The organism is Pseudomonas sp. 09C 129 (assembly GCF_002843625.1).
In the GTDB taxonomy this organism is placed as follows: Bacteria; Pseudomonadota; Gammaproteobacteria; order Pseudomonadales; family Pseudomonadaceae; genus Aquipseudomonas; species Aquipseudomonas chlororaphis.
The window spans coordinates 3,205,179-3,230,379 of sequence record NZ_CP025261.1 but is presented as its reverse complement, the minus strand read 5'-3'; the positions used below and the strand labels follow the sequence as shown (position 1 = coordinate 3,230,379).

25 protein-coding genes are annotated in these 25,201 nt (G+C 64.9%); 6 read left to right on the top strand and 19 right to left on the bottom strand.

Translation table 11 applies throughout. From position 1 onward, the window contains the following. Window positions 1–49: 49 nt before the first annotated feature. The 10 genes from CXQ81_RS14640 to iolC all read right to left on the bottom strand — a co-directional run bounded on the left by CXQ81_RS14640 (window position 50) and on the right by iolC (window position 12,194). Complete coding sequence (locus tag CXQ81_RS14640; RefSeq protein ID WP_101337613.1) at window positions 50–247, bottom strand: hypothetical protein; 198 nt, start codon at window positions 245–247, stop codon at window positions 50–52. A gap of 142 nt (window positions 248–389) precedes the next feature. Further along, window positions 390–1,448, bottom strand: coding sequence for a Gfo/Idh/MocA family oxidoreductase (locus CXQ81_RS14635; RefSeq protein WP_101337612.1), 1,059 nt, complete (start codon window positions 1,446–1,448; stop codon window positions 390–392). Window positions 1,449–1,634: 186 nt separating this feature from the next. Next, window positions 1,635–2,495 carry a sugar phosphate isomerase/epimerase family protein gene (locus tag CXQ81_RS14630; RefSeq protein ID WP_007920489.1) on the bottom strand — a complete coding sequence of 287 codons (861 nt, stop codon included), beginning with the start codon at window positions 2,493–2,495 and terminating at the stop codon, window positions 1,635–1,637. Window positions 2,496–2,751: 256 nt separating this feature from the next. Continuing rightward, window positions 2,752–3,762, bottom strand: coding sequence for a Gfo/Idh/MocA family protein (locus tag CXQ81_RS14625; protein ID WP_101337611.1), 1,011 nt, complete (start codon window positions 3,760–3,762; stop codon window positions 2,752–2,754). A 61-nt stretch (window positions 3,763–3,823) separates the two neighbouring features. Then, on the bottom strand, window positions 3,824–5,758 hold the full coding sequence (gene iolD, locus CXQ81_RS14620) for a 3D-(3,5/4)-trihydroxycyclohexane-1,2-dione acylhydrolase (decyclizing) (protein ID WP_101337610.1): 1,935 nt from the start codon (window positions 5,756–5,758) through the stop codon (window positions 3,824–3,826). A gap of 146 nt (window positions 5,759–5,904) precedes the next feature. Beyond that, entirely contained in the window at window positions 5,905–6,726 is an 822-nt protein-coding gene (locus CXQ81_RS14615) for a TIM barrel protein (RefSeq protein WP_101337609.1), read from the bottom strand. A 35-nt stretch (window positions 6,727–6,761) separates the two neighbouring features. Next, window positions 6,762–8,261, bottom strand: a complete 1,500-nt coding sequence (locus tag CXQ81_RS14610) for a CoA-acylating methylmalonate-semialdehyde dehydrogenase (protein ID WP_101337608.1) — start codon at window positions 8,259–8,261, stop codon at window positions 6,762–6,764. A gap of 44 nt (window positions 8,262–8,305) precedes the next feature. Next, a complete protein-coding gene (gene iolB / locus CXQ81_RS14605) occupies window positions 8,306–9,124 on the bottom strand; it encodes a 5-deoxy-glucuronate isomerase (protein ID WP_101337607.1) in 819 nt (272 codons plus the stop codon). Beyond that, on the bottom strand, window positions 9,121–10,014 hold the full coding sequence (gene iolE, locus CXQ81_RS14600) for a myo-inosose-2 dehydratase (protein ID WP_101337606.1): 894 nt from the start codon (window positions 10,012–10,014) through the stop codon (window positions 9,121–9,123). Before iolE ends, iolB begins: the two co-directional genes overlap by 4 nt. Window positions 10,015–10,238: 224 nt before the next feature. Continuing rightward, window positions 10,239–12,194, bottom strand: a complete 1,956-nt coding sequence (iolC, locus tag CXQ81_RS14595; RefSeq protein ID WP_101337605.1) for a 5-dehydro-2-deoxygluconokinase — start codon at window positions 12,192–12,194, stop codon at window positions 10,239–10,241. Between iolC and CXQ81_RS31055 the strand changes: the two genes are divergently transcribed. Together CXQ81_RS31055 and CXQ81_RS14590 are read left to right on the top strand one after the other, a co-directional pair. After that, window positions 12,193–12,429 (top strand): hypothetical protein, encoded by a 237-nt coding sequence (locus CXQ81_RS31055; RefSeq protein ID WP_148050834.1) that lies wholly within the window; start codon window positions 12,193–12,195, stop codon window positions 12,427–12,429. The two genes, iolC and CXQ81_RS31055, sit on opposite strands and share 2 nt — an antisense overlap. Window positions 12,430–12,516: 87 nt before the next feature. Beyond that, on the top strand, window positions 12,517–13,437 hold the full coding sequence (locus tag CXQ81_RS14590) for a MurR/RpiR family transcriptional regulator (protein ID WP_007930727.1): 921 nt from the start codon (window positions 12,517–12,519) through the stop codon (window positions 13,435–13,437). Window positions 13,438–13,440: 3 nt separating this feature from the next. Here the strand turns inward: CXQ81_RS14590 and CXQ81_RS14585 are convergent, their stop codons facing one another. Beyond that, window positions 13,441–14,307 (bottom strand): patatin-like phospholipase family protein, encoded by an 867-nt coding sequence (locus tag CXQ81_RS14585; RefSeq protein WP_101337604.1) that lies wholly within the window; start codon window positions 14,305–14,307, stop codon window positions 13,441–13,443. A 265-nt stretch (window positions 14,308–14,572) separates the two neighbouring features. On the opposite strand from CXQ81_RS14585, the gene CXQ81_RS14580 reads away from it, so the two are divergent. Together CXQ81_RS14580 and CXQ81_RS14575 are read left to right on the top strand one after the other, a co-directional pair. Then, window positions 14,573–15,040, top strand: a complete 468-nt coding sequence (locus CXQ81_RS14580) for an NUDIX hydrolase (RefSeq protein ID WP_007930725.1) — start codon at window positions 14,573–14,575, stop codon at window positions 15,038–15,040. Window positions 15,041–15,428: 388 nt separating this feature from the next. Further along, entirely contained in the window at window positions 15,429–16,034 is a 606-nt protein-coding gene (locus CXQ81_RS14575; protein WP_101337603.1) for a glutathione S-transferase, read from the top strand. A gap of 105 nt (window positions 16,035–16,139) precedes the next feature. Here the strand turns inward: CXQ81_RS14575 and hcnC are convergent, their stop codons facing one another. From hcnC to CXQ81_RS14550, 5 genes are all read right to left on the bottom strand, one after another. Continuing rightward, entirely contained in the window at window positions 16,140–17,396 is a 1,257-nt protein-coding gene (gene hcnC, locus CXQ81_RS14570; protein WP_007930723.1) for a cyanide-forming glycine dehydrogenase subunit HcnC, read from the bottom strand. Then, window positions 17,389–18,798: a cyanide-forming glycine dehydrogenase subunit HcnB gene (gene hcnB, locus CXQ81_RS14565; protein ID WP_101337602.1), complete on the bottom strand. Its 1,410-nt coding sequence runs from the start codon at window positions 18,796–18,798 to the stop codon at window positions 17,389–17,391. The genes hcnC and hcnB overlap by 8 nt, the downstream gene beginning before the upstream one ends. Next, a complete protein-coding gene (gene hcnA, locus CXQ81_RS14560) occupies window positions 18,795–19,112 on the bottom strand; it encodes a cyanide-forming glycine dehydrogenase subunit HcnA (protein WP_007930720.1) in 318 nt (105 codons plus the stop codon). The genes hcnB and hcnA overlap by 4 nt, the downstream gene beginning before the upstream one ends. 205 nt (window positions 19,113–19,317) lie before the next feature. Beyond that, window positions 19,318–19,857: a hypothetical protein gene (locus CXQ81_RS14555; RefSeq protein ID WP_101337601.1), complete on the bottom strand. Its 540-nt coding sequence runs from the start codon at window positions 19,855–19,857 to the stop codon at window positions 19,318–19,320. A 90-nt stretch (window positions 19,858–19,947) separates the two neighbouring features. Then, the gene (locus CXQ81_RS14550) at window positions 19,948–20,286 is read right to left on the bottom strand and encodes a hypothetical protein (protein WP_101337600.1); all 339 of its coding nucleotides are present in this window, start codon (window positions 20,284–20,286) and stop codon (window positions 19,948–19,950) included. A 183-nt stretch (window positions 20,287–20,469) separates the two neighbouring features. Here CXQ81_RS14550 and CXQ81_RS14545 point away from each other — a divergent pair, with 183 nt between their 5' ends. Beyond that, the gene (locus tag CXQ81_RS14545) at window positions 20,470–21,153 is read left to right on the top strand and encodes a response regulator transcription factor (RefSeq protein ID WP_007930717.1); all 684 of its coding nucleotides are present in this window, start codon (window positions 20,470–20,472) and stop codon (window positions 21,151–21,153) included. After that, the gene (locus tag CXQ81_RS14540; RefSeq protein WP_101337599.1) at window positions 21,131–22,525 is read left to right on the top strand and encodes a HAMP domain-containing sensor histidine kinase; all 1,395 of its coding nucleotides are present in this window, start codon (window positions 21,131–21,133) and stop codon (window positions 22,523–22,525) included. Before CXQ81_RS14545 ends, CXQ81_RS14540 begins: the two co-directional genes overlap by 23 nt. Window positions 22,526–22,549: 24 nt before the next feature. On the opposite strand, the gene CXQ81_RS14535 is transcribed toward CXQ81_RS14540, so the two are convergent. The 3 genes from CXQ81_RS14535 to CXQ81_RS14525 all read right to left on the bottom strand — a co-directional run bounded on the left by CXQ81_RS14535 (window position 22,550) and on the right by CXQ81_RS14525 (window position 24,734). Continuing rightward, window positions 22,550–22,849 (bottom strand): DUF1652 domain-containing protein, encoded by a 300-nt coding sequence (locus tag CXQ81_RS14535; RefSeq protein WP_371860891.1) that lies wholly within the window; start codon window positions 22,847–22,849, stop codon window positions 22,550–22,552. Continuing rightward, window positions 22,834–23,085, bottom strand: a complete 252-nt coding sequence (locus CXQ81_RS14530; RefSeq protein ID WP_101337598.1) for a CsbD family protein — start codon at window positions 23,083–23,085, stop codon at window positions 22,834–22,836. The genes CXQ81_RS14535 and CXQ81_RS14530 overlap by 16 nt, the downstream gene beginning before the upstream one ends. A 149-nt stretch (window positions 23,086–23,234) precedes the next feature. Beyond that, entirely contained in the window at window positions 23,235–24,734 is a 1,500-nt protein-coding gene (locus CXQ81_RS14525) for a helix-turn-helix transcriptional regulator (RefSeq protein ID WP_101337597.1), read from the bottom strand. Window positions 24,735–25,201: the final 467 nt, after the last annotated feature.

Genomic DNA, 25,201 nt, shown 5'->3' with positions numbered 1-25,201 from the left:
GTCTTTCTCCACATTCTTGTAGGTTTTATGGATAAGGCGCAGAAACCACTCAGTGAGGCAGACGCACGATCGGCGCGCCGGGCATGCAGCACACCAGCGCGCCCTTGCGTTCGACGCAAAGCAGGCGGACCAGGGACTGGACGACAAAGGCATGCCGGGATGTTTGGCGAGGTGTTCGACTGGACAATGGATGGCGGCGCGGCAATGCGCGGCGAAGCAGGTGCACAACGGAACTGAAGGTTTTCATCGACGGTACCTGTTTTGTTTTTGTTGGCGGGTTTCACTCGGTTCAAGGCGGATCTGAAATCGGCCTGTGACGCTGGCGAAACCCTGCTAGTCGGCAACCTGGAAATGACTTTATTGGAAAATAATTTCTATATCAACTCATTTTAGAATTTTATTCCAAATTCATTCTGCAGCCGGAAATCGGCCATTTCCACCACCTGGCGCTGGCGCCAGCTCAGGCGCGCGGCGTCCAGCACGCGGGTGGTGGCCAGGGCCTCGGCCGCTGTCACCGGCAGCGGCCCCTGCCCTTGCAGCGCCGCTTGCCACTGTTTATAGAACTGCAACCAGTCGCCCCGCTCGGAAGCCACCCGCTCGCGGATCTCGCCCTGCTCGAACCAGCCCCAGCGCCGGTGTTCCTCGACGCCCCAGCGCTCGCCCTCGGTCTGCGGCGACAGGCCGGCGACCAGCGCCTGCTCCTGGCCGTCCAGGCCCTCGACCGTATAACTGCCGGCCGAACCGCTGACCCGGAACCGTGGCCCCTGGCAATTCTGCAGACAACTACCGGACACGTGTGAAACCACGCCATTGGCGTGGCTCAGGGCGAGGAAAAACCCGTGGTCGCAGGTCGGCGCCTGGGGGGCGTACTGCAATTCGGCGTAGACCCGGGTCACCGGGCCGAACAGCTGCAAGGCCTGGTCCACCAGATGGCTGCCGAGGTCGCGCAGGAAACCGCCGCCGCTGGTATTGCCCACGGCCTGCGGCACATAACGCTCGACCCGCGACTCGAAGCGGCTGACGCTGCCCAGGGCGCCGCTGGCGATCAGCTTGCGCAGGGTGAGGAAGTCCGAGTCCCAGCGCCGGTTCATGTACACACTCAGCGGCACCCGACGGGTTTGCGCGGCCTCGATCAGCGCCTTGGCCTGTTCGAGGTCGCTGGCGAAGGGTTTGTCGCTGACCACCGGGATACCACGCTCGATGGCTTCCAGCACCAGCGCCGCACGGCCCTCCAGCGGGGTGGAAATCACCAGCCCGTCGATCCCGGCCGCGACCAGTTGCTCGATGCTGTCGAAGGCCCGCACCCCGGGGTACTCCGCCGCCAGCAGCTGCCGGCGCTCGGCCGACAGGGTGACCACGCCGACGAAGGTCGCGCCGGGCAGGCTGGCAATCAGCGGCGCGTGAAAATGTCGGCCACCATGGCCGTAACCCACCAAACCAATGCGCATCGCAAAGCCCTCCTTATATAGAACCCGATGTAGCCCTGTAGCCGCTGGCGCAGCCTGCGCTCGACCACGCAGTGGTCGCAACCACGGCGCATGCGGTCTTTCAGTTCGATCCGTGCCGCCAGGTTTTGCGAGGACGTCGTCCTCGATCGCAGGCTGCGCCAGCGGCTACAGGCGGCTGCGTTTGTGTCAACGGCACAGCTCGCTGCTGACCCGCTCCAGCATCATCCGGTTGGATTCGTCCGGGCGGTCTTCCCAGGCGAACACCGAGACCGTGGCGATGCCGTCGAACTGGATCTCGCGCAGGGTATCGAAGAACGCCGTCCAGTCCACCTCGCCCTGGCCAATGTCCAGGTGCTGGTGCACGGTGGCGGTGACGCCCGGCGGGTTGACGATATAGCGCAGGCTCGACGACGCCTTGTGGTTGTAGGTGTCGGCGATGATCAGGTGGCTGAGCTTGCTGCCCGCATACTTGAGCATCGAAGCGATGTCGCCCTTGCCGTCGTCGTAGAAGAAGGTGTGCGGCGCCGCGTACAGGTAGTTGATCCAGTCCCGGTCGAAGCCGCGGATGATGTCCACCGACTCGTTATTGCGCTCGCAGAAATCATAGGGGTGGGCCTGGATATCCAGCTTGATGCCCTCGCGCTCGAACTCCGGGATCAACTCGTCCATGGAGCGCATGAACTGGTTCTCGCACACCAGCGGGTTGTCCGACTGGCCGGTGAACTCGCTGTTGACCAGCTCGCAGTCCATTTCCACGGCAATCTGGATCGCCCGCTTCCAGTTGCGCACCGCCGCCACGCGCAAGCCTTCGTCGGCGGCGGCCCAGTGGTACATCGGCAACAGCGAAGAGAGCTGCACGCCGCTGTCGCCGAGGGCCTTGCGAAATTCCTTGATCCGCGCCCGGTCGACCCGGGGCGCCTTGTAGAACGGCAGGAAATCCTCGCGCGGCGACAGCTCGATGTACTGATAACCCAGTTCGGCGGCCTTGTCGGTCATCTGGCCCAACGGCAGGTGGCGGTACATGTAGGGGTCCAGTGCGATGCGCATTTTAGTGTTCTCCCCGAATCTGAAGTGGTGACCTGTAGCCGCTGCCGCAGGCTGCGATCGCGACCGAAGGGCGCGTAGGACCTCAAGATCGCTGAAGGCCTGCGGCCTTATCGCAGCCTTCGGCAGCGGCTACAAAGTTGCTGTGTACCTTGTAGGAGCGAAGCTTGCTCGCGATGGAGTCGGATGCGCCGCGTTGCTTCAGGCAGACCGCGTCATCGTTAACGTCCATCGCGGGCAACCGGCCGCTCCTACAGAATCAGCCATAGAACGCCGGGCGCGGCGGTTGCTCGACCTTGACGATCTGCCCGCTGTTCTGCGCCTCGATGCAGGCATCGGCGGCCACCGCCGCGGCATAGCCGTCCCAGGCCGAAGGGCCACCGACCTGCCCGGCCCGCACTCCGTCGATAAAGGCCTGCAGCTCGACGTCATAGGCAGCGATAAAGCGGTCCTTCCAGTCCATCAGGATCGTGTTGGACAGCTTGGCCTCGCTGCGCAGCTGCACCTGGGACGGCTCCGGCAACTTGGCGATGCCGGTCTCGCCCACCACTTCGCACTGGATGTCGTAGCCGTACTGGCAGTTGACGAACACCTCGACGTCGATGCGCGTGCCCTTGGCGGTTTCCAGCAGCACCACCTGCGGGTCGCGCAGGTGCGCCAACGCCTTGCTCGACTTGCGCGGGAACACCACCTGCACCGACACATAGTCGTCGGCCAGCAGCCAGCGCAGCACGTCCAGTTCATGAATCAGGGTGTCGGTGATCGCCATGTCGGTCTTGTAGTTCTCGCCGACCCGCGGGTTGCGGTGGGCGCAGTGCAGCATCAGCGGTTCGCCGATCCGGCCGCTGTCGATCACCGCCTTCAGCGCGCGGTAGCCAGAATCGTAGGGACGCATGAAGCCCACCTGGACCAGGCGCTTGCCGTGGGTCATCTCGGCCTCGACGATCTTGCGGCAGCCGGCGGCGGTCACCGCCAGCGGCTTCTCGCAGAACACCGGCTTGCCAGCGGCGATGGCGGCCAGCACGAACTCTTCATGGCTCGGCCCCCAGGAGGTAACCAGCACCGCCTCGACTTCCGGCGCCTTGATCAGCGCATGCCCGTCGGGATACACCTCGGTGGCGATCTTCAGCTCGGCCACCACCTTCGCCGCCTGCGCAAGATTGATATCGGTGACCGCCACCACCTGGCTGCCCAGCAGGGTCTGGCTGCAACGACGGATATGGTCCTGGCCGATGGCCCCGGTACCGATGACGCCCAGTTTCAAAGACATGAATGCACTCCTGTTTTTTGTTCGAGCAATAGGTTGTTCGAGCCTGTTGTTATTCGAGCGATCAGTACTGCCGGGCCTTGGCCAGGCGTTCGTTGAGTTGTTTGGCCACCGCGTCGGTACGGGCGCTGGTGGACACCTGCGCCACCCCGACCCGCCACCAGGACAGGTACTTGTGGATCATGGTCTTGGGCAGGACCTTGATATCGATCAGGGTCGACACCGTCTGGGTCTGCGCATCGGCCAGGGCCGCCTGCAGCTCTGCCACGGTCTTGACCTTGTAGGTCTTGCAGCCATAGGCCGCCGCGCTCATGGCGAAGTCCACCGGCACGAAGCCGCCGTCGAGCTTACCAGTCTCGGGGTTGCGGAAACGGAACTCGGTGCCGAAGCTGTCCATGCCGTGTTCCATCTGCAGGTTGTTGATGCAGCCGAAGGTCATGTTGTCCAGCAGCACCACGTTGATCTTGCGCCGCTCCTGGATCGAGGTGGCCAGCTCCGAATGCAGCATCAGGTAGGAGCCGTCGCCCACCAGGGCGTAGACCTCGCGCTGGGGTTCGGCGAGCTTGACCCCCAGGGCCGCGTTGACCTCGTAGCCCATGCAGGAATAGCCGTACTCGACGTGGTAGGTATTGACCCCCTTGCTGCGCCAGCTGCGTTGCAGGTCGCCGGGCAGGCTGCCCGCGGCGGCGACTATCACCGCGTCGTCGGCCAGGGTCTGGTTGAGCACCCCCAGCACCCGGCTCTGGGTCAGGCAGGAACCGGTCAGCTCGATGAATTCGCGCAGCACCGCCGGGTCCATATGGTCGTTAATCTCCGGGACAAAGTCGTCAGCGTGGTATTCGACCTGATAGACCCGGTCCACCTCCGCGTCCAGCTGCGCCCGCGCCTGGCCGATCTGTTCGCCCCAGGCGGCCTGGTAGTCGCTGCGCGCCAGGGCCTTGGTCAGTTCGCCAAGACCTTCCCGGGCATCCGCCAGCAACTGCACGCCGTCGAGCTTCAGCGCATCGCAGGGGCTGATATTGAGGTTGAGAAACTGCGCATCGGCGCGGAACAGCGACTTCGAGGCGGTGGTGAAATCGCTGTAGCGGGTGCCGATGCCGATGATCAAGTCCGCCTCTTTCGCCAGCAGGTTGGCCGCCAGGCAACCGGTCTCGCCGATGCCGCCGACATTCAGCGGGTGGCTGGAGACCACCGCGCTCTTGCCGGCCTGGGTCTCGGCGAAGGGAATGCCGAAGCTTTCGGCAAACGCCAGCAGCGCCTCGTTGGCCCCGGAGTATTTGACCCCGCCGCCACAGACGATCAGCGGCTTGCGCTTGCCGGCAAAGGCCGCCACGGCATCCTTGAGCATGGCCGCGGTGGCCGGCCGGCGCTCGATGCGGTGCACGCGTTTTTGCAGGAAGTAATCCGGGTAATCGTAGGCCTCGGCCTGCACATCCTGAGGCAAGGCCAGGGTCACCGCGCCGGTTTCCGCCGGGTCGGTGAGCACGCGCATGGCGTGGATCGCCGCGGTCATCAACTGCTCGGGGCGGTTGATGCGGTCCCAGTATTTGCTCACCGCCTTGAAGGCATCGTTGGTGCTGATGCTCAGGTCGTGGAACTGCTCGATCTGTTGCAGCACCGGGTCGGGCTGGCGGCTGGCGTAGACATCGCCGGGCAGCAGCAACAAGGGAATGCGGTTGGCGGTGGCGGTCGCCGCGGCGGTCAGCATGTTCGCCGCCCCCGGGCCCACCGACGAGGTGCAGGCGTAGATCTTGCGCCGCAGGTGTTGCTTGGCGAAACCGATGGCGGCGTGGGCCATGCCCTGCTCGTTGCGGCCCTGATGCACCAGCAGCTCGCCGCTGTCCTGCTCCAGGGCCTGGCCCAGGCCGAGCACGTTGCCGTGGCCGAAAATGGTGAAGATCCCGGCGACGAACTTGCTCTGCAACCCATCGATCTCGACGTACTGGTTGTCGAGGAATTTCACCAGGGCCTGGGCCATGGTCAGTCGTGTCGTAGTCATATCTGCACCTTTGAATAGGGTGAAGGTTGCTGCTCTGTAGCCGCTGCCGCAGGCTGCGATCGCGACCGAAGGGCGCGCAAGGCCTCAAGATCGCTGAAGGCCTGCGGCCTTATCGCAGCCTGCGGCAGCGGCTACAGGGAACGGTGTTATGCCAGGGCCTGCTTGAGGTGGTCGATGCTCGCGCCGATCGCCCGCTGGATATCCGCCAGCCCATGCACGCTGTCGGCGAACGGCTCGAACGACAGGTGGCCGCTGTAGCCGCGCTCGAGCAGGGCCTCGATCTGCGCCGCGTTGCCGAGGATATCGCCCTCGCCCACCAGCACCCGGTGGCCGTCGCGGATGCTCGCCAGGGGCGCCTCGCGGTCCTCGACCCCGGAGATATGCACCAGCCCGGTCAGCTCAGGGAAGAACTCCTGCTCGCCGGCCAGGTGATGGTGAAAGGTGTCGTGCACCAGGCGGAACACATCCAGCCCACCGGTGGCGCGGATCGCCTCCACCGCGGTGCGCTTGCGCCGCAGGGAGCACTCCTCGAAACCCAGGGGCTCGATAAAACCGAGAATCCCATGCTCGCGCAGGATCGGCGCCAACTCCGTCAAGGCGGTGCGCAAACCAGCGCCGCGCGAGGCTTCGCTGCGCGCATCGGCGCGGTCGTTCAGCGGGCACATCACCAGGCCGCGGGCGCCGCAGTCGCGGGCATAGGCGGCAAGCTTCAGGGCCTGGGCGCGACGCTCGGCGTTCCAGACATCGAAGGGGTACAGCGCATTGATCGACAGCACCTGGATGCCGTGGGCCGCGCACAACTGGCGCACCTGCTGCGGCGGCGTGCCATCTTCGATTTCCACGCCCGCAAGGTCATTGCGGATCTCGATGGCATCGGCTTTCAGGGTCACCGCCAGCTCGATGAACGCCGGCAGGCTCAAACGTGGGGCAACCATACGATTCAGGGCGAAACGCAGGGGCTGGCTCATTATTCTTATTCTCCAGAGCAACGGGTTGAATGGGGTTACTTGGCAGTCGGCATGCTGAACTCGGGGCCCTTGGCGATGCTGTCCGGCCAGCGCTGCATCACGCTCTTGTAGCGGCTGTAGAAGCGCAGGCCTTCCTCGCCGTAGGCATGGTGGTCGCCGAACAGCGAGCGCTTCCAGCCGCCGAAGGAATGCCAGGCCATGGGCACCGGAATCGGCACGTTGATGCCGACCATGCCGACCTTGATGCTGCGGGCGAAGGCCCGGGCCACGCCGCCGTCGCGGGTGAAGCAGGACACGCCGTTGCCGAACTCATGGGCGTTGATCAGCGCCACCGCGCTGGCGAAATCCGCCACCCGGACGATGCCCAGCACCGGGCCGAAAATTTCCTCCTGATAGATGCTCATCTCTGTGGTCACGCCGTCGAACAGGGTGGCACCGACAAAAAAGCCCTGCTCCGCCCCCGGCACCTTGAAGCCGCGGCCGTCCACCAGCAGTTGCGCGCCCTGGGCCACGCCCTGGTCGATGAAACCTTCGACCTTGGCCTTGTGCTCGGCGGTCACCAGCGGCCCCATGTCGCTGTCGCCCTGCATGCCGTTGCCGATCTTCAGCTGGTCGATGCGCGGCCGCAGTTTCTCGATCAACCGGTCGCCCACCTCGCCCACCGCCACGGCGATGGAGATCGCCATGCAGCGCTCGCCGGCCGAGCCGTAGGCCGCGCCGATCAGCGCATCGGCGGCCTGGTCCAGATCGGCATCGGGCATCACGATCATATGGTTCTTCGCCCCGCCCAGGGCCTGCACGCGCTTGCCGCGGGACGTGGCCTGGCGGTGGATGTACTCGGCGATCGGCGTCGAACCGACAAAGGAAATCGCTTCGATGTCCGGGTGCTGCAACAGCCCGTCCACCGCCGCCTTGTCGCCCTGGACCACGTTGAACACGCCATCGGGCAGCCCGGCTTGCGTCAGCAGGCGCGCCATCAGCAGGCTGGCAGACGGGTCGCGCTCCGACGGCTTGAGGATGAAGCAGTTACCGCTGACCAGGGCCAGCGGGATCATCCACAGCGGCACCATCACCGGGAAGTTGAACGGGGTGACCCCGGCGCACACGCCCAGGGGCTGGCGCAGGTTCCAGTTGTCGATGCCGCCGCCGATGTTGTCGCTGAAGTCGGTTTTCAGCAGGCTCGGCGCGCCACAGGCGAACTCGACGATCTCGATGCCGCGGGTCACTTCGCCATGGGCGTCGGACAGCACCTTGCCGTGCTCGCGGGTGATGATCTCGGCCAGCTCGTTGTGGTGTTGATCCAGCAGTTCCTTGAACTTGAACATCACCCGCGAACGGCGCAGCGCCGACTGCTCGGACCAGGCCGGGAAGGCCTTCATCGCCGAAGCGACGGCCTCGTCCACGGTCTTCTGGCTGGCCAGGGCGACCTGGGCCTGCACGCGGCCGGTGGCCGGGTTGAACACGTTGGCGAAGCGCTCGCCGCTGTCCTGCACCTGACCGTCGATGTAATGGCCGATTACCGGGGCGTCACTCATTGTTCTTGTTCTCCGTTCGAATGTTGGAATTCAGAGGCTGGAAATCACAGATCCAGCAGCCAGCTGTGCCGCGGATCGTTATGGAACTGCCAGACCCGCTTGGGCCCGGCCATGACGTTCAGGTAATAGGACTCGTAGCCATAGGGCACGCTGACCGGGTGGTAACCCTTGGGCACCACCACCAGGTCGCCGTGCTCCACGGCCATGGCCTCGTCGAGGCTGCGGTCGTCGGTGTAGACCCGCTGGAACACAAAGCCCTGGGGCGGGTTGACCTGGTGGTAATAGGTTTCTTCGAGAAAGCTCTGGTGCGGCAGGTCGTCGGTGTCGTGCTTGTGCGGCGGGTAGCTGGAGGAATGCCCGGACGGCGTGCGCACCTCCACCACCAGCAGCGAATGGGCCGGCTCGCTGTCCGGCAGGATGTCGCAGACATAGCGGGTGTTGGCGCCCTTGCCACGCACGCTGCGCTTCATGCTCTCGGGAAGGATCAGCCGGGGGCCGAGGCCGTTGGAGCTTTTTGCAGTAGCGCCAGGCGCGGCGCAGACGGCGATCTGCACATCGCTCAGGGCCGTGACCTGGGCCTGGCTGCCGGGCGGCAGGTAGACGGCGAAGGGCGACTTGTCCTCGAACACCGATTGCCGGTCGCCGAGGTTGTCCCAGCCGAACGCGCCCTGCCCCGGCGCCTCGCCCTGGATGCCGATGCGCCCGCTGAGCAGCACCAGGCACAGCTCCCGGTCGCCGGCATTGACCGGCAGGCTTTCGCCGAGGCTCAGGCGGTAGGCGGCGAAACCGACGTACTGCAACCGGCCCTCGGCCAACTGGACCATGGTCCGGCCCTTGGCCGCGCTTTTTACCAGCAGGCTCATTGTCCCGTCCTCTCGTTAAGCAGCGCGCGCAAGGTGTCATAACCCTTCTTCGCGTAGACATAACTCGGTGCCACCGCCGGGTCCTGCTCGGCCTCCACCACCAGCCAGCCCTGGTAATCGGCGGCCAGCAGCTCGTCCAGCAGCGCGGCGAAATCGATGTCGCCATCCCCCGGCACGGTGAAGGTGCCGTTGATGATGCAGTCGGGGAAACTCCACAGGTGGTTGCGCGCCAGCTGCACCACCGGCTTGCGTACATCCTTGAAGTGCACGTGGCAGATGCGCCCGATGTGCTTGCGCAGCACTTGCAGCGGCTCGCCGCCGCCCATGTAGCAGTGGCCCGAATCGAACAGCAGGCCGACTTCGCTGCCGGTCAGGCTCATCAACTGGTCGATGTCCGCCGGCGATTCGACGTAGGCGCCCATATGGTGGTGGTACGCCAGGCGTACGCCCTGGGACAGGGTGAAACGCGCAAGCTCGGTGAGCTTGTCGGCGTATTCCTGCCAGGCCTGCTGGCTGTGAAAACGCGGACGCTCCACCAAGGGAATGCGCTGGCCCTGGATCGAGTCGGCGACCTCGCCGTAGACCAGCACGGTGGCGCCGTTCTGCGCCAGCAACTGCACATGGCTGGCGATGGCGTCGATCTCCTCGGCCACCGAGCGTCGGGCCAGGCGGCTGGAATACCAGCCCGAGACCAGCGCCAGGTCATAAGGCCGCAGTACATCGCCGACGCCCTTGGCATCCTTGGGGAACTTGCCGTTGAGCTCGAAACCTTCGTAGCCGATCTCCTTGCCTTCGCTCAGCGCGGTGCTCAACGGCGTTTCGCCGCCAAGGGACGGCAGGTCGTCGTTGCTCCAGGAAATCGGGTTGATGCCAATTCGGATTGCGGGCATGGCTGCACCTTTTATTGTTTTCTAAAGCAGTTCTGAAAAATTCCCGGCCTCGTACCTACTGCTGTAGCCGCTGTAGCCGCTGCCGAGCCTGCGAGGCTGCGATCGGTGGCGCAGCCACCGCAAGCGTTGTACCTGACACTACGCGTTGTCAGGTTTTGCGAGCGCTACGCGCTCGATCGCAGCCTCGCTACGCTCGGCAGCGGCTACAGGGATTTGTGCCAGGTTTACGTTCGGGTTTGCGTTTGGGGTCGGGCCGTGCGCCAGGCGTCGATCAGCTCGACGAAGGTCGCCTGCACTCGGCGGATCAGGGTTTCGTCGTCGATCTCGCTGGCCAGCCAGGCCCGGCTCGGTTCATGGAAAATCGTCCGGCCCACGGCGAAGCCGCGGCAGGTGCGGCTGTTGCCAGCCTGACGGAAACCCTCGGCCAGGGTCGCCGCCGGGGCGTTGAGGCCCAGCAGCACCACGCCACGGCAATAGGGGTCGCGCTCCTCGATCAGCTCGTCGAGCTGCTGCCACTGCTCGGCGCTCTGCGCCTCGATCTTCCACCAGGCCGGGAAAATGCCCAGGTTGTACAGGCGCTTGAGGGCGCGGTAGAGCACGTCCGGGTGAGTCGAGGGATGGTCCTTGGGCGGAATGATTTCCAGCAGCAGCTCATGGCCGCTGACCTGGGACGCCTGGTACAGGCCCTTGATCTGCGCTTCCTGCTCCAGGCGCAGCAACGGCTCGTCGTCCGGGTGGTATTGCACCAGGCACTTGATGATCTGCTCCTGGGGCCAGGCGATCAGGTTGCTGCCGATCGAACGCCCGTGTTCGAAAGCCAGCGGCCGCGAGCCCTGGACTTCCACCGGCCGCGCCACCCACCAGCCTCGGCCGGTGGCGGCGTTCAGCGAATCCTGGCCGAAACGCTGGTCCGCCAGCAGGCCGACATCGGCTTCGACGCCCTGCTTGCGCAAGTCGGCCTCGACCCGCTCCACAGCCTGGATAAACAGCTGCTTGAGCTGACCGATGGCCTTGAGCTCGCGCCCGCCCTTCTGCGCCAGTTCCACCAACTGCCCGCGATGGTCGAAGGCAAAGATGAACAGCTGCTTCCAGGCCTTGCGCGGCACGCTGACCTGATGCAGGCGCTGCAGGGTGCTGTCCTGGTCCGGCCGGGTAATGGGCACCGGGCTGTTGAACAGGTAATCCAGCTCGGCGCGGGTCGGCATCGCCGGTGCGCAGGCATGGCGCGACACCACCAGGCCGCCGCAGGCATTGGCCAGCTGGCAGCAGCGCTCGTCGCTGGCGTCCTCCAGCCAGCCACTGAGGAAGCCGGACATAAAGGCATCGCCCGCCCCCAGCACATTGAGCACTTCGACCCGCACCCCGGGGTAGATCGCGCCGTCTTCCAGGCGCGCCGGGATCGCCCCGTGGATCACCGTGCAGCCCTGGGGACCGAGCTTGACCACCAGGGTCGCGGCGGTCAGCGAACGCACGGTGCGCAAGGCGCCGAGCAAGTCGTCGCTACCACCGGCGATGAGGAATTCTTCTTCGGTGCCGACGATCAGGTCGAAGCGCGGCAGGATCTTCTGCACATGGGCGCTGACATTCTGGTCGGCGACAAACCGGGTCTCGCCGTCGGCCTTGCCCGCCAGGCCCCAGAGTACCGGGCGGTAGTCGATGTCGAGCACGCGCTTGACGTCGTGCCGCTCGGCGTACTCCAGAGCCTGGAGGCTGGCCTGGTACACGCCGTCGGTGGAGAAATGGGTGCCGGTGATCAGCAAGGCCTTGCTGGAGGCGATAAAGGCTTCATTGATGTCCTCGGCGCGCAGGGCCATGTCGGCGCAGTTCTCGCGGTAGAACACCAGGGGGAAGGTTTCGCGGTCCTTGAGCCCGAGCAGGACCAGGGCGGTCAGGCGCTGCGGGTCGACCTTGATCGCGCTGACGTCGCAGCCTTCGCGGGCCAGGGATTCCACCAGGAAGCGCCCCATGTGATCGTCGCCGACCCGGCTCAGCATCGCCGAGCGCAAGCCCAGGCGCGCGGTGCCGAAGGCGATGTTGGCGGAGGAGCCGCCGAGGTATTTGGCGAAGCTTGTGACATCCTCCAGCCGGGCCCCGACCTGCTGTGCGTAAAGGTCGACGCCCAGGCGTCCGAGGCAGATCAGATCCAATTGACGCCCACTGGCAAAACGAGTCTGGCCCATGCTGGCTCCTGTTATTTTTATCAGCCTGCGCGTGGCACCGAGGAAGGCGCCGAACGCTCTTGGTGGATGCAGACTAAAACGTTCACCGGCACCAATCAATATTTTTTCTATAAATTTTTTACGTGGAATATTTTTTCCAATAAACTTTTTCAAGGCCGCTCCAGGCAGCCTGCATCGTTTCAGCAAGCGCCCCGTGGCCGCGCGGCTCAAGATTTTCCCCGCGCCGACCCTGTAGACTGCGCACAGCCCACCTATTGTCAGGGAGTGGATCAACCAGCCCGCTCCCATTAAGTACAAGCCAGTAAGCACAGAAGGATTGCCTATGTCCCGCACCGATCAGCCGGCCACGACCGAGAGCCCGCAAGACAGCGACCTCGCCAGCCCCCCGATCAATGCCGAGCGCCTGCTGCAGCTGATCACCCAGGAATACGAAAGCCTGCCGCGCCAGCTCAAGCGCATCGCCAGCTACATGAGCCAGCAGAGCGACCGGATCATGGTCGACCGCATCAGCGACATCGCCGGTGAATGCGAGGTGCACCCTTCGGCCATCGTGCGCTTCTCCCAGCGCTTCGGCTTCAGCGGCTTCAGCGAAATGCAGGCGCTGTTTCGCGAGGCCTACACCCACAAGACCACCCCGGTACAGAACTACCAACAGCGCATCCGCAGCATGATCGCCAACAAGTCGCAGAAGGCCAGCGGCGGCGACCTGGCGCGCGAGTGCATCAACGCCACCCTGTCGGGCATCGAGCGCCTGGGCCTGGAGCTGGACGACGCGGCCTTCGACAAGGCCGTGGACCTGGTGGTCAACGCTGACAACATCTACGTGGTCGGGGTGCGCCGCTCCTTCGCCGTGGCCGACTACCTGGTGTACAACCTGCAGCACACCAACAAGCGCATTCACCTGGTGTCGGGCCTGGGCGGCAGCTACCGCGAACAGATGCGCAGCATCCGCCCCAACGACCTGGTGATCGCCATCAGCTTCACCCCGTATGCCAAGGAAACCCAGCACTGCCTGCGCATCGCCCAGCACCACCAGGCCAAGACCCTGATCATCACCGACAGCAACCTGTCGCCCCTGGCCAAGCGCGCCAACACCGTGCTGCTGGTCAACGAAGGCAGCTCCTTCGCCTTCCGCTCCCTGAGCGCGACCTTGTGCCTGTGCCAGGCGCTGTTCATCGCCGTGGCCTACCGCCTGGAACTGAAGGTCGACGAGATTCACGAGCAGGCGGGGTTCGAGGACTGAGCCTCACCCCGCCGCGTGCGTATGCGCCCGCAACGCCCCCGGCACACCGGTACGCAGCAGGCCACCTTCTTCGACCCAGGCCAGGGTCTGCTGGTGGGCCCGTTGCAGCAGTTGCTCGGTCTGGCTGAAGTCGAACACCGAAATACCCAGCGGACACAAGGGCGCGACCACATGGATCGCCGCCTGTGGCGAATGGAGCTCAATGTCACGCACCAGCTGGCGCATGCTCATCAGGTTCAGGGTGTGCAAGGCCAGGGCGATCAACCCGCTCGGCGGCCGTGGGCAGGCGCAGCCAAATCCCGTCGGCACCACGATGACCCGGGTCGCGCCCAGCGACACCGCCGCGGCGATCGGGGTGTTGCTGGCGACACCACCGTCGACCAGCAGCTTGTCGCCGATCTGCACCCAGGGAAACACCAGCGGAATCGCGGCACTGGCCAGCAGGGCCTGCTCGACGCTGCCGCTGGACAACAGCTCCTCGGCGCCCGTGAGCAGGTTGGTGGTGACGATATACAGGGGCAGTTCGGTGTCTTCGATCCGGGTCACCGGCAGCGCCCGGCGCACCAGGCTCGCCAGCGCCGACGAGGGCAACAGGCAGCCGCGACGCCTGAGCACGGACGACAGCGCGTCAATCAAGGAAAACGGAAACACATCGGCCTTGCGCAAGCCACGCCAGAAATCGGCCAGTTCGGCGACCCCGCGGGCATTGGGCCTGGCGGCAAAATAGGCGCCGTTGAGGGCACCGACCGACGCGCCGACCACCAGGTCGAACACCACATGCTTTTCCAGCAGCGCCCGCAGCATCCCCACCTGGACAGCCCCAAGGCTGCCACCACCGGCAAGGACAAGGGCAGTTCGGGTGGGATGCATAGCGCTTCTCCTGCCAACACTCAGCCTTCCTACACAATAGCGCTGCCACACTCTGCTACGAGTCCGTTTGGCGGCTCCCGCGCCATGACCTGCTGTTCATCCGAAAGACCGGCACCGGGTACGTCGCTCACCTACGCTGGGTAACGGATGCTCCACAGCACAATCGTGCTTGCGCCGTTCAATCAAGTGCTGGTCATGGGCATCAGGACAAGTCCCTCGCAGTGCCAGGGAAGTTTGAGGTTCAAACTCACGCAAGGAGCGCATCATGACCGACAAAGCATACGCAATTCTTCTGTATTCCGAAGACGAGGATAATGGCTACCTCTACTTCCCCATTAAACGCGCCAATCTCGTGTATGGCGGCATGCCGCAGTTTTTCGGCGGCACCAAGAATGCGGGAGAAACGGATCACGACACTATCGCCCGGGAGATGAAAGAGGAAAGCGACGGTAAAATCACCTTGGGCGCCGGTGGCCTGACGTCGATATACAAGTCCAGGGTCGGCAACAACAACTACAGCTTTTATGTAGCCGAGAACTACCAGGGAAAGAACTTCCTGGGCAGCCTGACCAACAGCGAGATGAGCAGTATCCAGCAGTTCTTCGTTCAAATCGGGCAGGAAGACGATGTCGAGGACCTGCTGAAATCACTCAAGATCGTTCCGACTGCGGAGTTTATCGAGTCGGAAACCTATGAGGCGTTCAATCGGGCAATCGCCTGGAGTGAACAATAAACAAGCGGTTTGAAATGCACGGCAGTTTATTGAGCCGGCCAAACCGAAACAGTCGAACTGGCTCAATGCTGTTTCGGACACTTGAACCCGCAGCGCAATATCAGGCTGCGGGTTTCCAATCCATTATCAAGGCACATCGATAAAAGTGCCTGGCGGGACTTGTACAACATCCGAACTCATATAACCGGCCTCATGTTTTCATGATCCCCCTTGAACATTGCGCAACAGGCCACCCAAGCACATTCACCCTCGCCTCATTAAACCTGAACTACAGGTCATCAACGATTGACAGCAATAACCCAGCCCCCGATAGCCAACCCCGGACATTTGTCGCTAAATTAGCCGCGGCCCTCCCCCTGTCTCGTTGTTCCGCACAAGGAAATGCTCAATGAAACTCATCGGTATGCTCGATTCACCTTACGTACGCCGTGTCGCCATTACCCTCAAGCGCCTGGAGATCCCGTTCGAGCATGAGGCGTTGTCGGTGTTTCGCACTTTCGAGCAGTTCCAGCGCATCAACCCGGTGGTCAAGGCGCCGACCCTGATCTGCGACGACGGCACGGTGCTGATGGATTCGTGCCTGATCATCGACTACCTGGAAGCCCTGGCCGGCCGCAGCCTGTTGCCGGCGGCGCCCCAGGCGCGGGCCCATGACCTGCGGCTGATCGGCCTGGCGCTGGCGGCGTGCGAGAAGTCGGTGCAGATCTACTACGAGTACCAGCTGCGCCCCGCCGAGAAGCGGCACGAACCGTGGTTGGAGCGGGTTCGCGGGCAGCTGGCGGCGGCTTATGGCGAGCTGGAAAAAGAACTGGAGAAACGCCCGCTGGCCACCGATGGCGATATCGATCAGGCCGGTATCAGCCTGGCCGTGGCCTGGAGCTTTACCCAACTGCTGGTGGCCGAGCATCTGGATGCCGCACGGTTTCCAAGGGTCAAGGCGTTTGCGGAGTACGCCGAAGGGTTGGCGTTGTTTGTCAGCACGCCGATGCTTTGAAGCCACAAAACCGCGTCATCGTTAACCTCCATCGCGGGCGGCGATCCGACTTGCCCGCGATAGAGCGTAAAAGCAACGCGGTGCTTCTGAAGCACCGCGCCAGGCTCAGGCCAGCGCCACCTGCAACGGCGCCACCGCCTGCAAGCCGAAGCGCTCGGCGAGGAACGGCGTGATGTCCAGCGGCAACGCCTCCTCATTCACCAACCGATCCAGCAACACGCCGGTGATCGCCGAGGTCAGGATGCCGGTGCGGAAGTGCCCGCAGGCATTGAGGTAACCCTCTACCCCGCACATCGGCCCGAGGATCGGCAGTTCATCCGGCGAGCCCGGGCGCAGGCCGGCCCAGCAGCGCTTGAGGTTGACCTGTTCGAGCTGCGGCACGCAGCGCACCGCGCCCTGCACCAGGCCCTGGATTTCCCGGTAGGTGGTGCTGATATCGAAGCCCTTGTCCTCGGTGGTGCTGCCGATCAGGATCTCGCCGTTGTCCTTCTGCGCCATGTAGCAGTCGCTGGTGGTCAGGCAACCGTTGAGCAGTTGCGGCATGCGCTCGGTGAGCAGGATCTGGCCCTTGACCGGTTTCACCGGAATGCTCGCGCCGGTGGCTTGCAGGCTCAGCTCGGCGGCCCAGGCGCCGGCGGCGTTGATCAGAGTGTCGCAATGGAACAGCCCCGCCTCCGCCGTCTGCACGCCGCTGATCCGGCTGCCCTGGTGCAGCACCCCGGTGACGTTGGTGTTGAAGTACATGTCCACGCCGTTCTGCCGCGCGCCTTCGGTGTAGGCGTCGGCCAGGCGGAACGGGTTGACCTGATGGTCGCAGAGGAATTCCAGGGCACCCTGGGCGTGATGGCTGACGTTCGGCTCCGCCTGGCGCAGCGCCGCCTGGTCGAGCCAGCGCACCTGATGGGACAGGTGCGGGATGCAGGCCACGATGTGCTCGGCGTAGAGCCGGTCCTCGTCGTCGTAGATCACGAACTTCAGCCCGGTGCGCTCGAACTTGAAGTCCATGCCGTGACGCTCGCGCAGCTCTTCATGCAACTGCGGGTACAAGCCGTTGGATTGCAGGGCGAAGTCGAAGAACGACTGCGGCAGGATATGCGGCGTGCTGGAGTCCACCAGCACCGCCGAACCCTGGGCCTGGCGCTTGTTGCGCGCCGACATCATGCGAAAGAAGATCACCCCGCAGCCCAGCCCCACCGACTCGCCGATGGCCCACAGGCCGCCGGCCGAGGCGCGGGTGGCATTGCCCGGACGCTTGGCGTCGATCAACGCCACCCGCAGGTTCTTGCGCTTGGACAACTGGTACGCGCAGGAAGCGCCGATCACACCGCCGCCGGCGATGACCACGTCGTAGAACTTACTCATGATTCACAGCATCCTTGCTCGGTTGAGGGAAGGCGGAAAAAGGAATCGGGTCCAGGGGGAAACGCGGGCGCAGCCAGCCCACGTCCTGGCGCCCGGTGGCCTGGCGCAGGCGGTCGCTGCAATAGCCCACGCACATGCGGCCCTGGCAGTCGCCCATGCTCACCCGGGTGCGCATCTTCAGGCTGGCCATGTCCTGCACACCCTGCTCCAGGGCGCGGTCGATATCGCCACGGGTGGCGTGTTCGCAACGGCAGATCAGGGTGTCGGCGGCCGGCAGTTCGATCTGCCCGGTGCCGCGTTCGGTGTAGCGGTCCACCGCGGCGCGGAAACGGGTGATGGAGGCCAGTTTGTTCTGGTACTTCTGGCGCCGCGCCAGGGCCTCCTCGTTGCTCAGCACATCGCGCTGCATCAGGATCGACAGCGCGGCGATGCGTCCGGTGAGCATCGCTGCCTCGCCGCCGCGAATCCCGCCCATGTCGCCGGCCAGGTGAATGTGCGGCTCGCTGCTTTGCTGCCAGACGTTGGCCGTGGCCCGCAGGTAGCCGTCATGGCTGAAGCCGTGGTTGAGGCCCATCTGCTGGCTGAGCTGGGTGCGCGGGATAAAGCCGTAGCCTACCGCCAGGGTCTGCGCGGCGACCTGTTGCAGGCGGCTCAGGTCCGGCTCCCAGCGCGCCGAGTATGGCGCCACGCTGACGCTTTCCAGCCCGTCCGCGCCCTGGGCCTCGACCACGCCCCAGCCGTAATGCACAGGAATGCGGTGCAACTTGAGGTAGGCGAGCATGCTCAGGCCGTCGAGGAACAGCTGCGGCTTGTTCAGCAGCGCCAGGCTTTCCTTGGCGATCCGGCCAAAGGTGCAGGCCTCGTAGACCGCCGCCACGTTCGCGCCGCTGGCGTGCAGCTGGCAGGCCACCAGCGGCAGCAACGGCCCGCTGCCGGCGATCACCACCGGCCCGCGCGGCTTGACCACGCCGCTCTTGATCTGCAACTGCAAGCCGCCCAGCAGCATCACCCCGGGCAAGGTCCAGCCGGGAAACGGCACGCTGCGTTCATGGCAACCGGCGGCCAGCAGCAACTGCGGATAGGCCACTTCCTGCAACTGCTCGTCGGCATCCAGCAGGACCAGGCTGCCCTTGCCTTCGGCCCCCACCACCCGGTGGTTGAGGCGCACATCGATCATCTGTTCGCAGTCGGAAAAGGCCCCGTGCAGTTTCGCCAGGGCCTCGCAATAACGCGGCCCCAGATAGTCCAGCTGCACGCCGTCGCGCAGCGGTCCGCGATAGACCACGCCGCCCAGGCGCGAGGCCTCGTCGATCAGGATACTGCGCACCCCGTGCTCGGCCAGTTCGATGGCCGCGGCCATGCCCGCGGGGCCGCCGCCGACGATCAGTGGGTTGAGGCTCATAGCACCTCCTGCGCGGCAATGATGCGGTTGACTTCGGTCTGTACCTGCATGCCTGGCCGCACCTGGGTCTGGCAGGCCCGGCGCTTGTGCCGGCCGTCGATCTGCACCAGGCAGCAATGGCACACGCCCATGCCGCAATAGGCGCCGGCCAGCTGGCCGTGGTCGTTGCGCGCCACCTGACGCAGTCCGAGGGACTGGATGACGCTGAGTACGGTTTCACCAATCGCCGCCGTCACCGGCTGGCCATTGAGGCTGATGGTCATATCCGCCTGTTGCAGCGGCTGGATATCGAAGGTTCGTTCGGTATGGCGCATCAGGAAATTCGTCCTTGAGTGAAGAGGAATGCCAGCGTCCTGCTGTGCATCGCCGTGAACCTGGTCATCGACCCTGATCACGGTTGCGCGACGCCAGCTCCTCGGGGCTGAACACCGGGCCAATCTAGTAGGTTTGTCGAACAACAACATTGATCTGGGCCAAGCAAAGCGCAAGGCTCTGGAATGCGCCTTGCGCCGCCCTGCCCTAACTGGAAAACACGTAGCGGCCCTTGACCTTGCGCGGCCCGATGAAAGCGAAATCCGGAAAGATCAGGCTACGCACGTACATCGCAAAAAACACCACCCCCAAGGTCATGGCCGCGCCGATCAGGGTCCCCAACGGGTCCTCGGCATAACCTTCGAACAACCGCGGGAATTGTGACAGGGTCAGAAGGGCATAGATGGTGTAGGCGTTCGCCGAAGGTTTATGGAAGCCCCAGGCAAACAGCAGCGGCACCACCCCACCCAAGAGCGCGAATACCCAGGCAGCCTTGGGGCCGATGGCCGAGCCGAGGAAGAACCCGGCCACCGCACCGACCACCGCCTGCAGCAACATCACCGCCAGCAGGAGCTGGATCTTGCGCCGGTGCCGGGCATAGAGCGCGGGGTCGGAATAGGCCGCGATCCAGAACGCCAGCAGCCGCTCCTTGATCCCGCTGCCGGCGAACGCGGCAAAGGTTTCGCCCTTGGAGCGCCCGGCCTCGAGGCTGGCGATGACTTGGCGCTTGGCTTGCTGTTTGTCCATCCGTGTTGTCCCCGCTAGTGGCCCCCGGCGGCGCCGTGCCGGCAACGCTAGTAGAGGCACCCGGGCCTGTCCAATCGGCGTCTGCGCGGGTTATTTGCGCTTGTAGCTTTTGCTGCCGCTCGGGGTCAGGCAATAGACCCCGCCCCGTGGCCCGGTGCAGAAACTGCCACTGCCACAGGAGCAGCCGTCGCTGCTGCGCAACAGGCTTTGCGGGCGCGCGGCCTGGCCCGAGTCGCCGTAGCGCGCCGCACAGTTTTGCTTGGAGCCGCTGATGGAGCCGTCGTTGCACAAAAACAGCTCGCCGTCGCAACCGGCGATCCCGCCCTTCTTGCCGGAGCAGGGTTGATTGGCGGCGAACGCCGGGGCCGCCGCCAGCAGCAACAGGCAAATGCCCAGGGCTTTCCAGTCGAGGTCATGAGGTCGGTGCATTGCGTAGCGTCCCTGCCAGCCAGTAATAGCTGGATGATATCAACGATCGGCCGACCCGGCCCGCCTGCTACCCTGCGTTGGCCAGGGCACGGGCGCGAAGATGAAAGATTTTTTAGAAAGCCCGCGGCCATTTCTTGGCAAAATGCCGGCCTGTGTCATGAAATCCCAATCAGGTAAGCCCCTATGACCCGCATTCTGACCATCGAAGACGATGCCGTAACAGCCCGCGAAATCGTGGCCGAACTGAGCAGCCACGGGCTGGACGTGGATTGGGTCGATAACGGTCGCGAAGGCCTGGTGCGCGCCGTCAGCGGCGACTACGACCTGATCACCCTCGACCGCATGCTGCCGGAGCTGGACGGCCTGGCGATCGTCACCACCCTGCGCACCATCGGCGTGTCGACGCCGATCCTGATGATCAGCGCCCTGTCCGACGTCGACGAGCGCGTGCGCGGCCTGCGCGCCGGCGGCGACGACTACCTGACCAAACCCTTCGCCTCCGACGAAATGGCGGCCCGGGTCGAGGTGCTGTTGCGGCGCAAAAGCACGGTGCAGGAATTCGAGACCAGCCTGCGGGTCGCCGACCTGGAGCTGAACCTGATCAGCCGCGAAGCGACCCGCGCCGACCAGTTGCTGAGCCTGTTGCCCACCGAATACAAGCTGCTGGAATTCCTCATGCGCAACACCGGCCAGATCCTCTCGCGGATGATGATTTTCGAGGAGGTCTGGGGCTATCACTTCGACCCGGGCACCAACCTGATCGACGTGCATATCGGCCGTCTGCGTAAAAAAATCGATCCGCCAGGCATGACCCCGCTGATCCGCACCGTGCGAGGCTCGGGTTATGTCATTGCTGAACCCCTCTAAGGGCTGGCGCTCCTCCAGCAGCCGCCTGCTGGCGCTCTACAGCTCACTGTTCGTGGCCTGGAGCTGCATCCTCATGGGCGTCATGTACTACGAGGTGTCCGGGTATCTGGAAAGCCTGGCCAAGCACTCGCTGATGCAGCGCCAGCACCTGTTCGCGCGCTTCCAGGGCGAGCAGCTGGAAGAGGCCCTGACCACCAGCATGACCTTCGACATGCGCGCCATCGACGCCTATGGCCTGTTCGACGAGCGCCGGCGCTACCTCAGCGGGCCGATCCGCGAGATCCCCGACGACCTGCCGCTGGACGGGCAGATCCACGAGCTCAAGAGCTGCATCGACTCCGACGACCCCAACCTGCCCCGCGACAGTTGCGATGCGGTGGCCACCTACACCCGCGATGGCCGCTGGCTGATCCTGGTGCGCGACAACGGCTCGCTGTTCGCGGTGACGCGGATCATCCTCCACGCGCTGCTGTGGGGCGTGTCGCTGACCATCATTCCCGGGGCCGCCGGCTGGCACCTGCTCCGGCGCCGGCCGCTGCGGCGCATTCGCGCCCTGCAGGCCAGCGCCGAGGCGATAGTCGCCGGCGACATGACCCACCGCCTGCCGCTGTCCAACCGCCGCGACGAGCTGGACATGCTGGCGGCCATCGTCAACGCCATGCTCGACCGCATCGAGCGGCTGATGAACGAGGTCAAGGGCGTGTGCGACAACATCGCCCACGACCTGCGCACCCCGCTGACCCGCCTGCGCGCCCAGCTGTACCGCATGCAGCAACAGGCGATCGAGGGCACGCCGGAAGCCTTGCAGCTGGACCAGGTGCTGGCCGAGGCCGACCGGCTGATGGCGCGTTTTCGCGGCTTGCTGCGGATTTCCGAGATCGAGGACCACCAGCGCCGCTCGGGCTTTGTCGAACTCGATCCGCTGCCGTTGCTGCGCGAGCTGTATGACTTTTATTTGCCGCTGGCCGAGGAAGGCCAGCTGACCCTGACCCTGGATGTGCCCGCCACGCTGCCGAGCCTGACCGGCGACCGCGCCCTGCTGTTCGAGGCCCTGGCCAACCTGTTGAGCAATTCGATCAAGTTCACCCCGCCGGGCGGCGAGGTGATTCTGCGCGGTGTCGAGGACGGCGGCTGTACGCGCCTGGAAGTCCTCGACTCCGGCCCCGGCATTCCCGAGGCCGAGCGCAAGGCGGTGTTCCAGCGCTTCTACCGGGTCGACGACAGCAACTCCCACGGCGGCTTCGGCCTGGGCCTGTCCATCGTCGCCGCCATCGTCAGCCTGCACGGCTTCAAGCTCGACGTCGGCAGCAGCGACAGTGGCGGCGCGCGCCTGAGCCTCGATTGCCGGCCGAGCCTGATCGCCAAGGGCTGAAGCGCAGCTACCCACGCCACTCCCCTACGAAGAGCATGTCGGCGGGGGGCAGGACAAATGCAGCAGGCTGATGGAGTTGCTGCGCAACTCGTACCGCAGCTCCTCGATCATCGCCAGCACGTCCGCTTCAGTCTCAAGCAGCCGCGGGTCGATGCCGGTGACCACCAGGTCGACCCGGCCACTCTGCGGTTCGTAGATCCGCAGGGTGAAGGTGGAGTCGGAGCCGGTGCTGAAGGCACAGGCCAGGGGCGCGAAGCCCTGTTCGATGTAGCGGCGCAACTGCGCCCGGGAAATCACCCAGGCCTTCCTCAGCGGCGACGCCATAACAGGCCGGCCAGCAGGCCGATCCCGGCGAGGATGGCGACACTGGCCATGGGCTTGTTACGGACGAAGCGGGAGACGCGGTCCAGGGCATCGCCATAGGTTTCCTGCAATTGCCCGGCGGCCTGGCGGGCCGCCCCCTCCAGGCGCATCTGCTGATCGTCCAGCAGCTCGCCTACTGCACCCTGGGCCTTGCCGGCCGCCGTGCCCACCGCACCTTTGATCTGTTCGCTACGCATGTGCATTCCTTCAGCTGATGATGTTCGGTGCACGGCCCGTGTCCGCCACGGCGCCGCACCTCACCCAGCCTAAGAAACCCTGTGACGCCGCAGAAGCGCCATTTGTACTGGTGGCACTGGTGCATTTGCACCGGTCAGCGCTGCACCTTTCAGCGCTGAGCCTTGCCGCGACGGTCGCCGCTGAACAGCCCGCGTTCGCGAGCCCAGACGATGGCCTCGGCGCGGCTGTGCACCGCCAGCTTGGAATACACCGTGGCCACGTGATTGCGCACCGTGCTAGGCGCCAGTTGCAGGCGCGCGGCGATCTCCTTGTCGGCCAGGCCCTCGCAGATCAGCCCCAGCACATCGCGCTCGCGGGCGGTCAGGTCGGTAAAGGACGCACTGGGCTGCTCGGCCTGGTTGGCGCTGCGCACATTGGCCAGCTTTTCGATCAGGGTCTGGCTGAACCACGAGGCATCGCGCATCACCTCCTCGATCGCCGACACCAGCTCCAGCTCGGAGCGCTTGCGCTCGGTGATGTCCATCAGCACCAGCAGGTAGCTGGGCTTGCCCTGGATATCCACGGTGTCGGCCGAGGCCACGCAGTCGAGCAGTTCGCCGCCCTTCTTCGCCACCCGAAGGTCGACGTTGCGCACATCGGCGCTTTTCTCCAGGGCGCCGAACAGGCTGGCGCAGGCCTGCGGGCTGGCGATGAAACCGACCTCTTCCACGGTCTTGCCCAGCAGCTCCTCGGCGGCATAACCGGTGCTGTCGAGAAAGGCCTCGTTGACGTCGACGATCTGCTGGCTGTCGGCGCCGCAGACCAGGGTCGGCACCGGCGTCAGGCGAAACGCCTTGGCAAAGCGCTCCTCGCTCTGGCGCAGGGCGGTCTCGGCCTTGCGCCGCGGCTCCAGGTCCATGAAGGAAAACAGCATGCAGTCTTCTTCGTTGATATCCAGCGGCTGGCCGGCAACGATCACCAGCTTGCTGCCGCCTTCGGGCAGGCGCAGTTCGGCCTGCATCTGCGGAATGGTCGCGCCCTGGTTCAGGCGTTCGATGGCCAGGTCCTTGCGCTCGGCGCCCTCCAGCACATCCACTTCGTACACCGAGCGGCCGATCACCTGGTCGCGGGCATAACCGGTCATTTCCAGGAAGCCCTGGTTGACCTTGATGTAGCGCAGGTCGCTGAGGCGGCAGATCACCGCCGGCGCCGGGTTGGAATTGAAGGTCTTCTCGAAGCGCTGTTCGGCGCTGGCCCACTCGGTGGCGTCGCTGAGGATCAGCACCAGGGATTCCACCTCGCCGGCGCGGTCGGTGAGGATCATGCTGCGCACCCGATGCACCCAGGTGCGTTCTTCCTCGCCCTCGCCGCTGCGCACCTCCACCACCACATCGCTGAAAGTCTCCCCGGCGGCGACCCGGTTGATCGGGTAGCTGTCCAGCGCCAGCGGGTGGTTGTTGCGATAACGCAGGGCGAAACGCTCGGCGTATTGCTGGTCGTCGGCGCCCAGCTCGGCGATCTCCTCGACCCCGTGCATGGCCAGCGCCGCCTCGTTGGCCCAGACGATGCGCCGGTCCGCCTCGAGCAGGATGACCCCGTCGGACAGTCCGGAAATGATCTGCTGCAACTGCCGGCGATTGGTTTCGGTGGCGAGTAGATCCTGGCTCATGGCGACTCCTCAAAGGCCCGGCGCCACTGGCGTGACGTCGAAAGAAAGGCGGGCAGAAACTACGACCACGGCGCATCGCCATCGTGCCCTGGAGCTAATCCCCCCTTACCGCCGAAGCGCATCCCTGTAGCCGCTGGCGCAGCCTGCGATAGACCCGAAGGGTCTCCGGCGCCAGCAAGATCGCCGCGAGCGTGCCGCTCGATCGCAGCCTTCGGCAGCGGCTACACAAGCATTGAGCGGGGCCGGAATATCGAGGGGGACGCAGCAACCCTGTAGCCGCTGGCGAAGCCTGCGATAGACCCGCAGGGTCTCTGGCGCCAGCAAGACCGCCGCGAGCGTGCCGCTCGATCGCAGCCTGCGGCAGCGGCTACACAGGCATTGCGCGGGGCCGGAATGTCGAGGGGGGCGCATATCCCTGTAGCCGCTGGCGCAGCCTGCGATAGACCCGCAGGGTCTCTGGCGCTAGC

Excerpts from the sequence above, each read along its gene's own strand:
- CXQ81_RS14540 (WP_101337599.1), top strand. The coding sequence starts at position 21,131 with ATGTCATTGCTGAACCCCTCTAAGGGCTGGCGCTCCTCCAGCAGCCGC.
- CXQ81_RS14575 (WP_101337603.1), top strand. The coding sequence starts at position 15,429 with ATGAAACTCATCGGTATGCTCGATTCACCTTACGTACGCCGTGTCGCC.
- CXQ81_RS14525 (WP_101337597.1), bottom strand. The coding sequence starts at position 24,734 with ATGAGCCAGGATCTACTCGCCACCGAAACCAATCGCCGGCAGTTGCAG.
- iolC (WP_101337605.1), bottom strand. The coding sequence starts at position 12,194 with ATGGGCCAGACTCGTTTTGCCAGTGGGCGTCAATTGGATCTGATCTGC.
- CXQ81_RS14610 (WP_101337608.1), bottom strand. The coding sequence starts at position 8,261 with ATGAGTGACGCCCCGGTAATCGGCCATTACATCGACGGTCAGGTGCAG.
- CXQ81_RS14555 (WP_101337601.1), bottom strand. The coding sequence starts at position 19,857 with ATGGACAAACAGCAAGCCAAGCGCCAAGTCATCGCCAGCCTCGAGGCC.
- CXQ81_RS14535 (WP_371860891.1), bottom strand. The coding sequence starts at position 22,849 with ATGGCGTCGCCGCTGAGGAAGGCCTGGGTGATTTCCCGGGCGCAGTTG.
- CXQ81_RS14590 (WP_007930727.1), top strand. The coding sequence starts at position 12,517 with ATGTCCCGCACCGATCAGCCGGCCACGACCGAGAGCCCGCAAGACAGC.
- iolD (WP_101337610.1), bottom strand. The coding sequence starts at position 5,758 with ATGACTACGACACGACTGACCATGGCCCAGGCCCTGGTGAAATTCCTC.
- CXQ81_RS14625 (WP_101337611.1), bottom strand. The coding sequence starts at position 3,762 with ATGTCTTTGAAACTGGGCGTCATCGGTACCGGGGCCATCGGCCAGGAC.
- iolE (WP_101337606.1), bottom strand. The coding sequence starts at position 10,014 with ATGCCCGCAATCCGAATTGGCATCAACCCGATTTCCTGGAGCAACGAC.
- hcnA (WP_007930720.1), bottom strand. The coding sequence starts at position 19,112 with ATGCGCCATACCGAACGAACCTTCGATATCCAGCCGCTGCAACAGGCG.
- CXQ81_RS14635 (WP_101337612.1), bottom strand. The coding sequence starts at position 1,448 with ATGCGCATTGGTTTGGTGGGTTACGGCCATGGTGGCCGACATTTTCAC.
- iolB (WP_101337607.1), bottom strand. The coding sequence starts at position 9,124 with ATGAGCCTGCTGGTAAAAAGCGCGGCCAAGGGCCGGACCATGGTCCAG.
- CXQ81_RS14615 (WP_101337609.1), bottom strand. The coding sequence starts at position 6,726 with ATGAGCCAGCCCCTGCGTTTCGCCCTGAATCGTATGGTTGCCCCACGT.
- CXQ81_RS14640 (WP_101337613.1), bottom strand. The coding sequence starts at position 247 with ATGAAAACCTTCAGTTCCGTTGTGCACCTGCTTCGCCGCGCATTGCCG.
- CXQ81_RS31055 (WP_148050834.1), top strand. The coding sequence starts at position 12,193 with ATGCTGGCTCCTGTTATTTTTATCAGCCTGCGCGTGGCACCGAGGAAG.
- hcnB (WP_101337602.1), bottom strand. The coding sequence starts at position 18,798 with ATGAGCCTCAACCCACTGATCGTCGGCGGCGGCCCCGCGGGCATGGCC.
- CXQ81_RS14545 (WP_007930717.1), top strand. The coding sequence starts at position 20,470 with ATGACCCGCATTCTGACCATCGAAGACGATGCCGTAACAGCCCGCGAA.
- CXQ81_RS14530 (WP_101337598.1), bottom strand. The coding sequence starts at position 23,085 with ATGCGTAGCGAACAGATCAAAGGTGCGGTGGGCACGGCGGCCGGCAAG.
- CXQ81_RS14630 (WP_007920489.1), bottom strand. The coding sequence starts at position 2,495 with ATGCGCATCGCACTGGACCCCTACATGTACCGCCACCTGCCGTTGGGC.
- CXQ81_RS14585 (WP_101337604.1), bottom strand. The coding sequence starts at position 14,307 with ATGCATCCCACCCGAACTGCCCTTGTCCTTGCCGGTGGTGGCAGCCTT.
- hcnC (WP_007930723.1), bottom strand. The coding sequence starts at position 17,396 with ATGAGTAAGTTCTACGACGTGGTCATCGCCGGCGGCGGTGTGATCGGC.
- CXQ81_RS14580 (WP_007930725.1), top strand. The coding sequence starts at position 14,573 with ATGACCGACAAAGCATACGCAATTCTTCTGTATTCCGAAGACGAGGAT.
- CXQ81_RS14550 (WP_101337600.1), bottom strand. The coding sequence starts at position 20,286 with ATGCACCGACCTCATGACCTCGACTGGAAAGCCCTGGGCATTTGCCTG.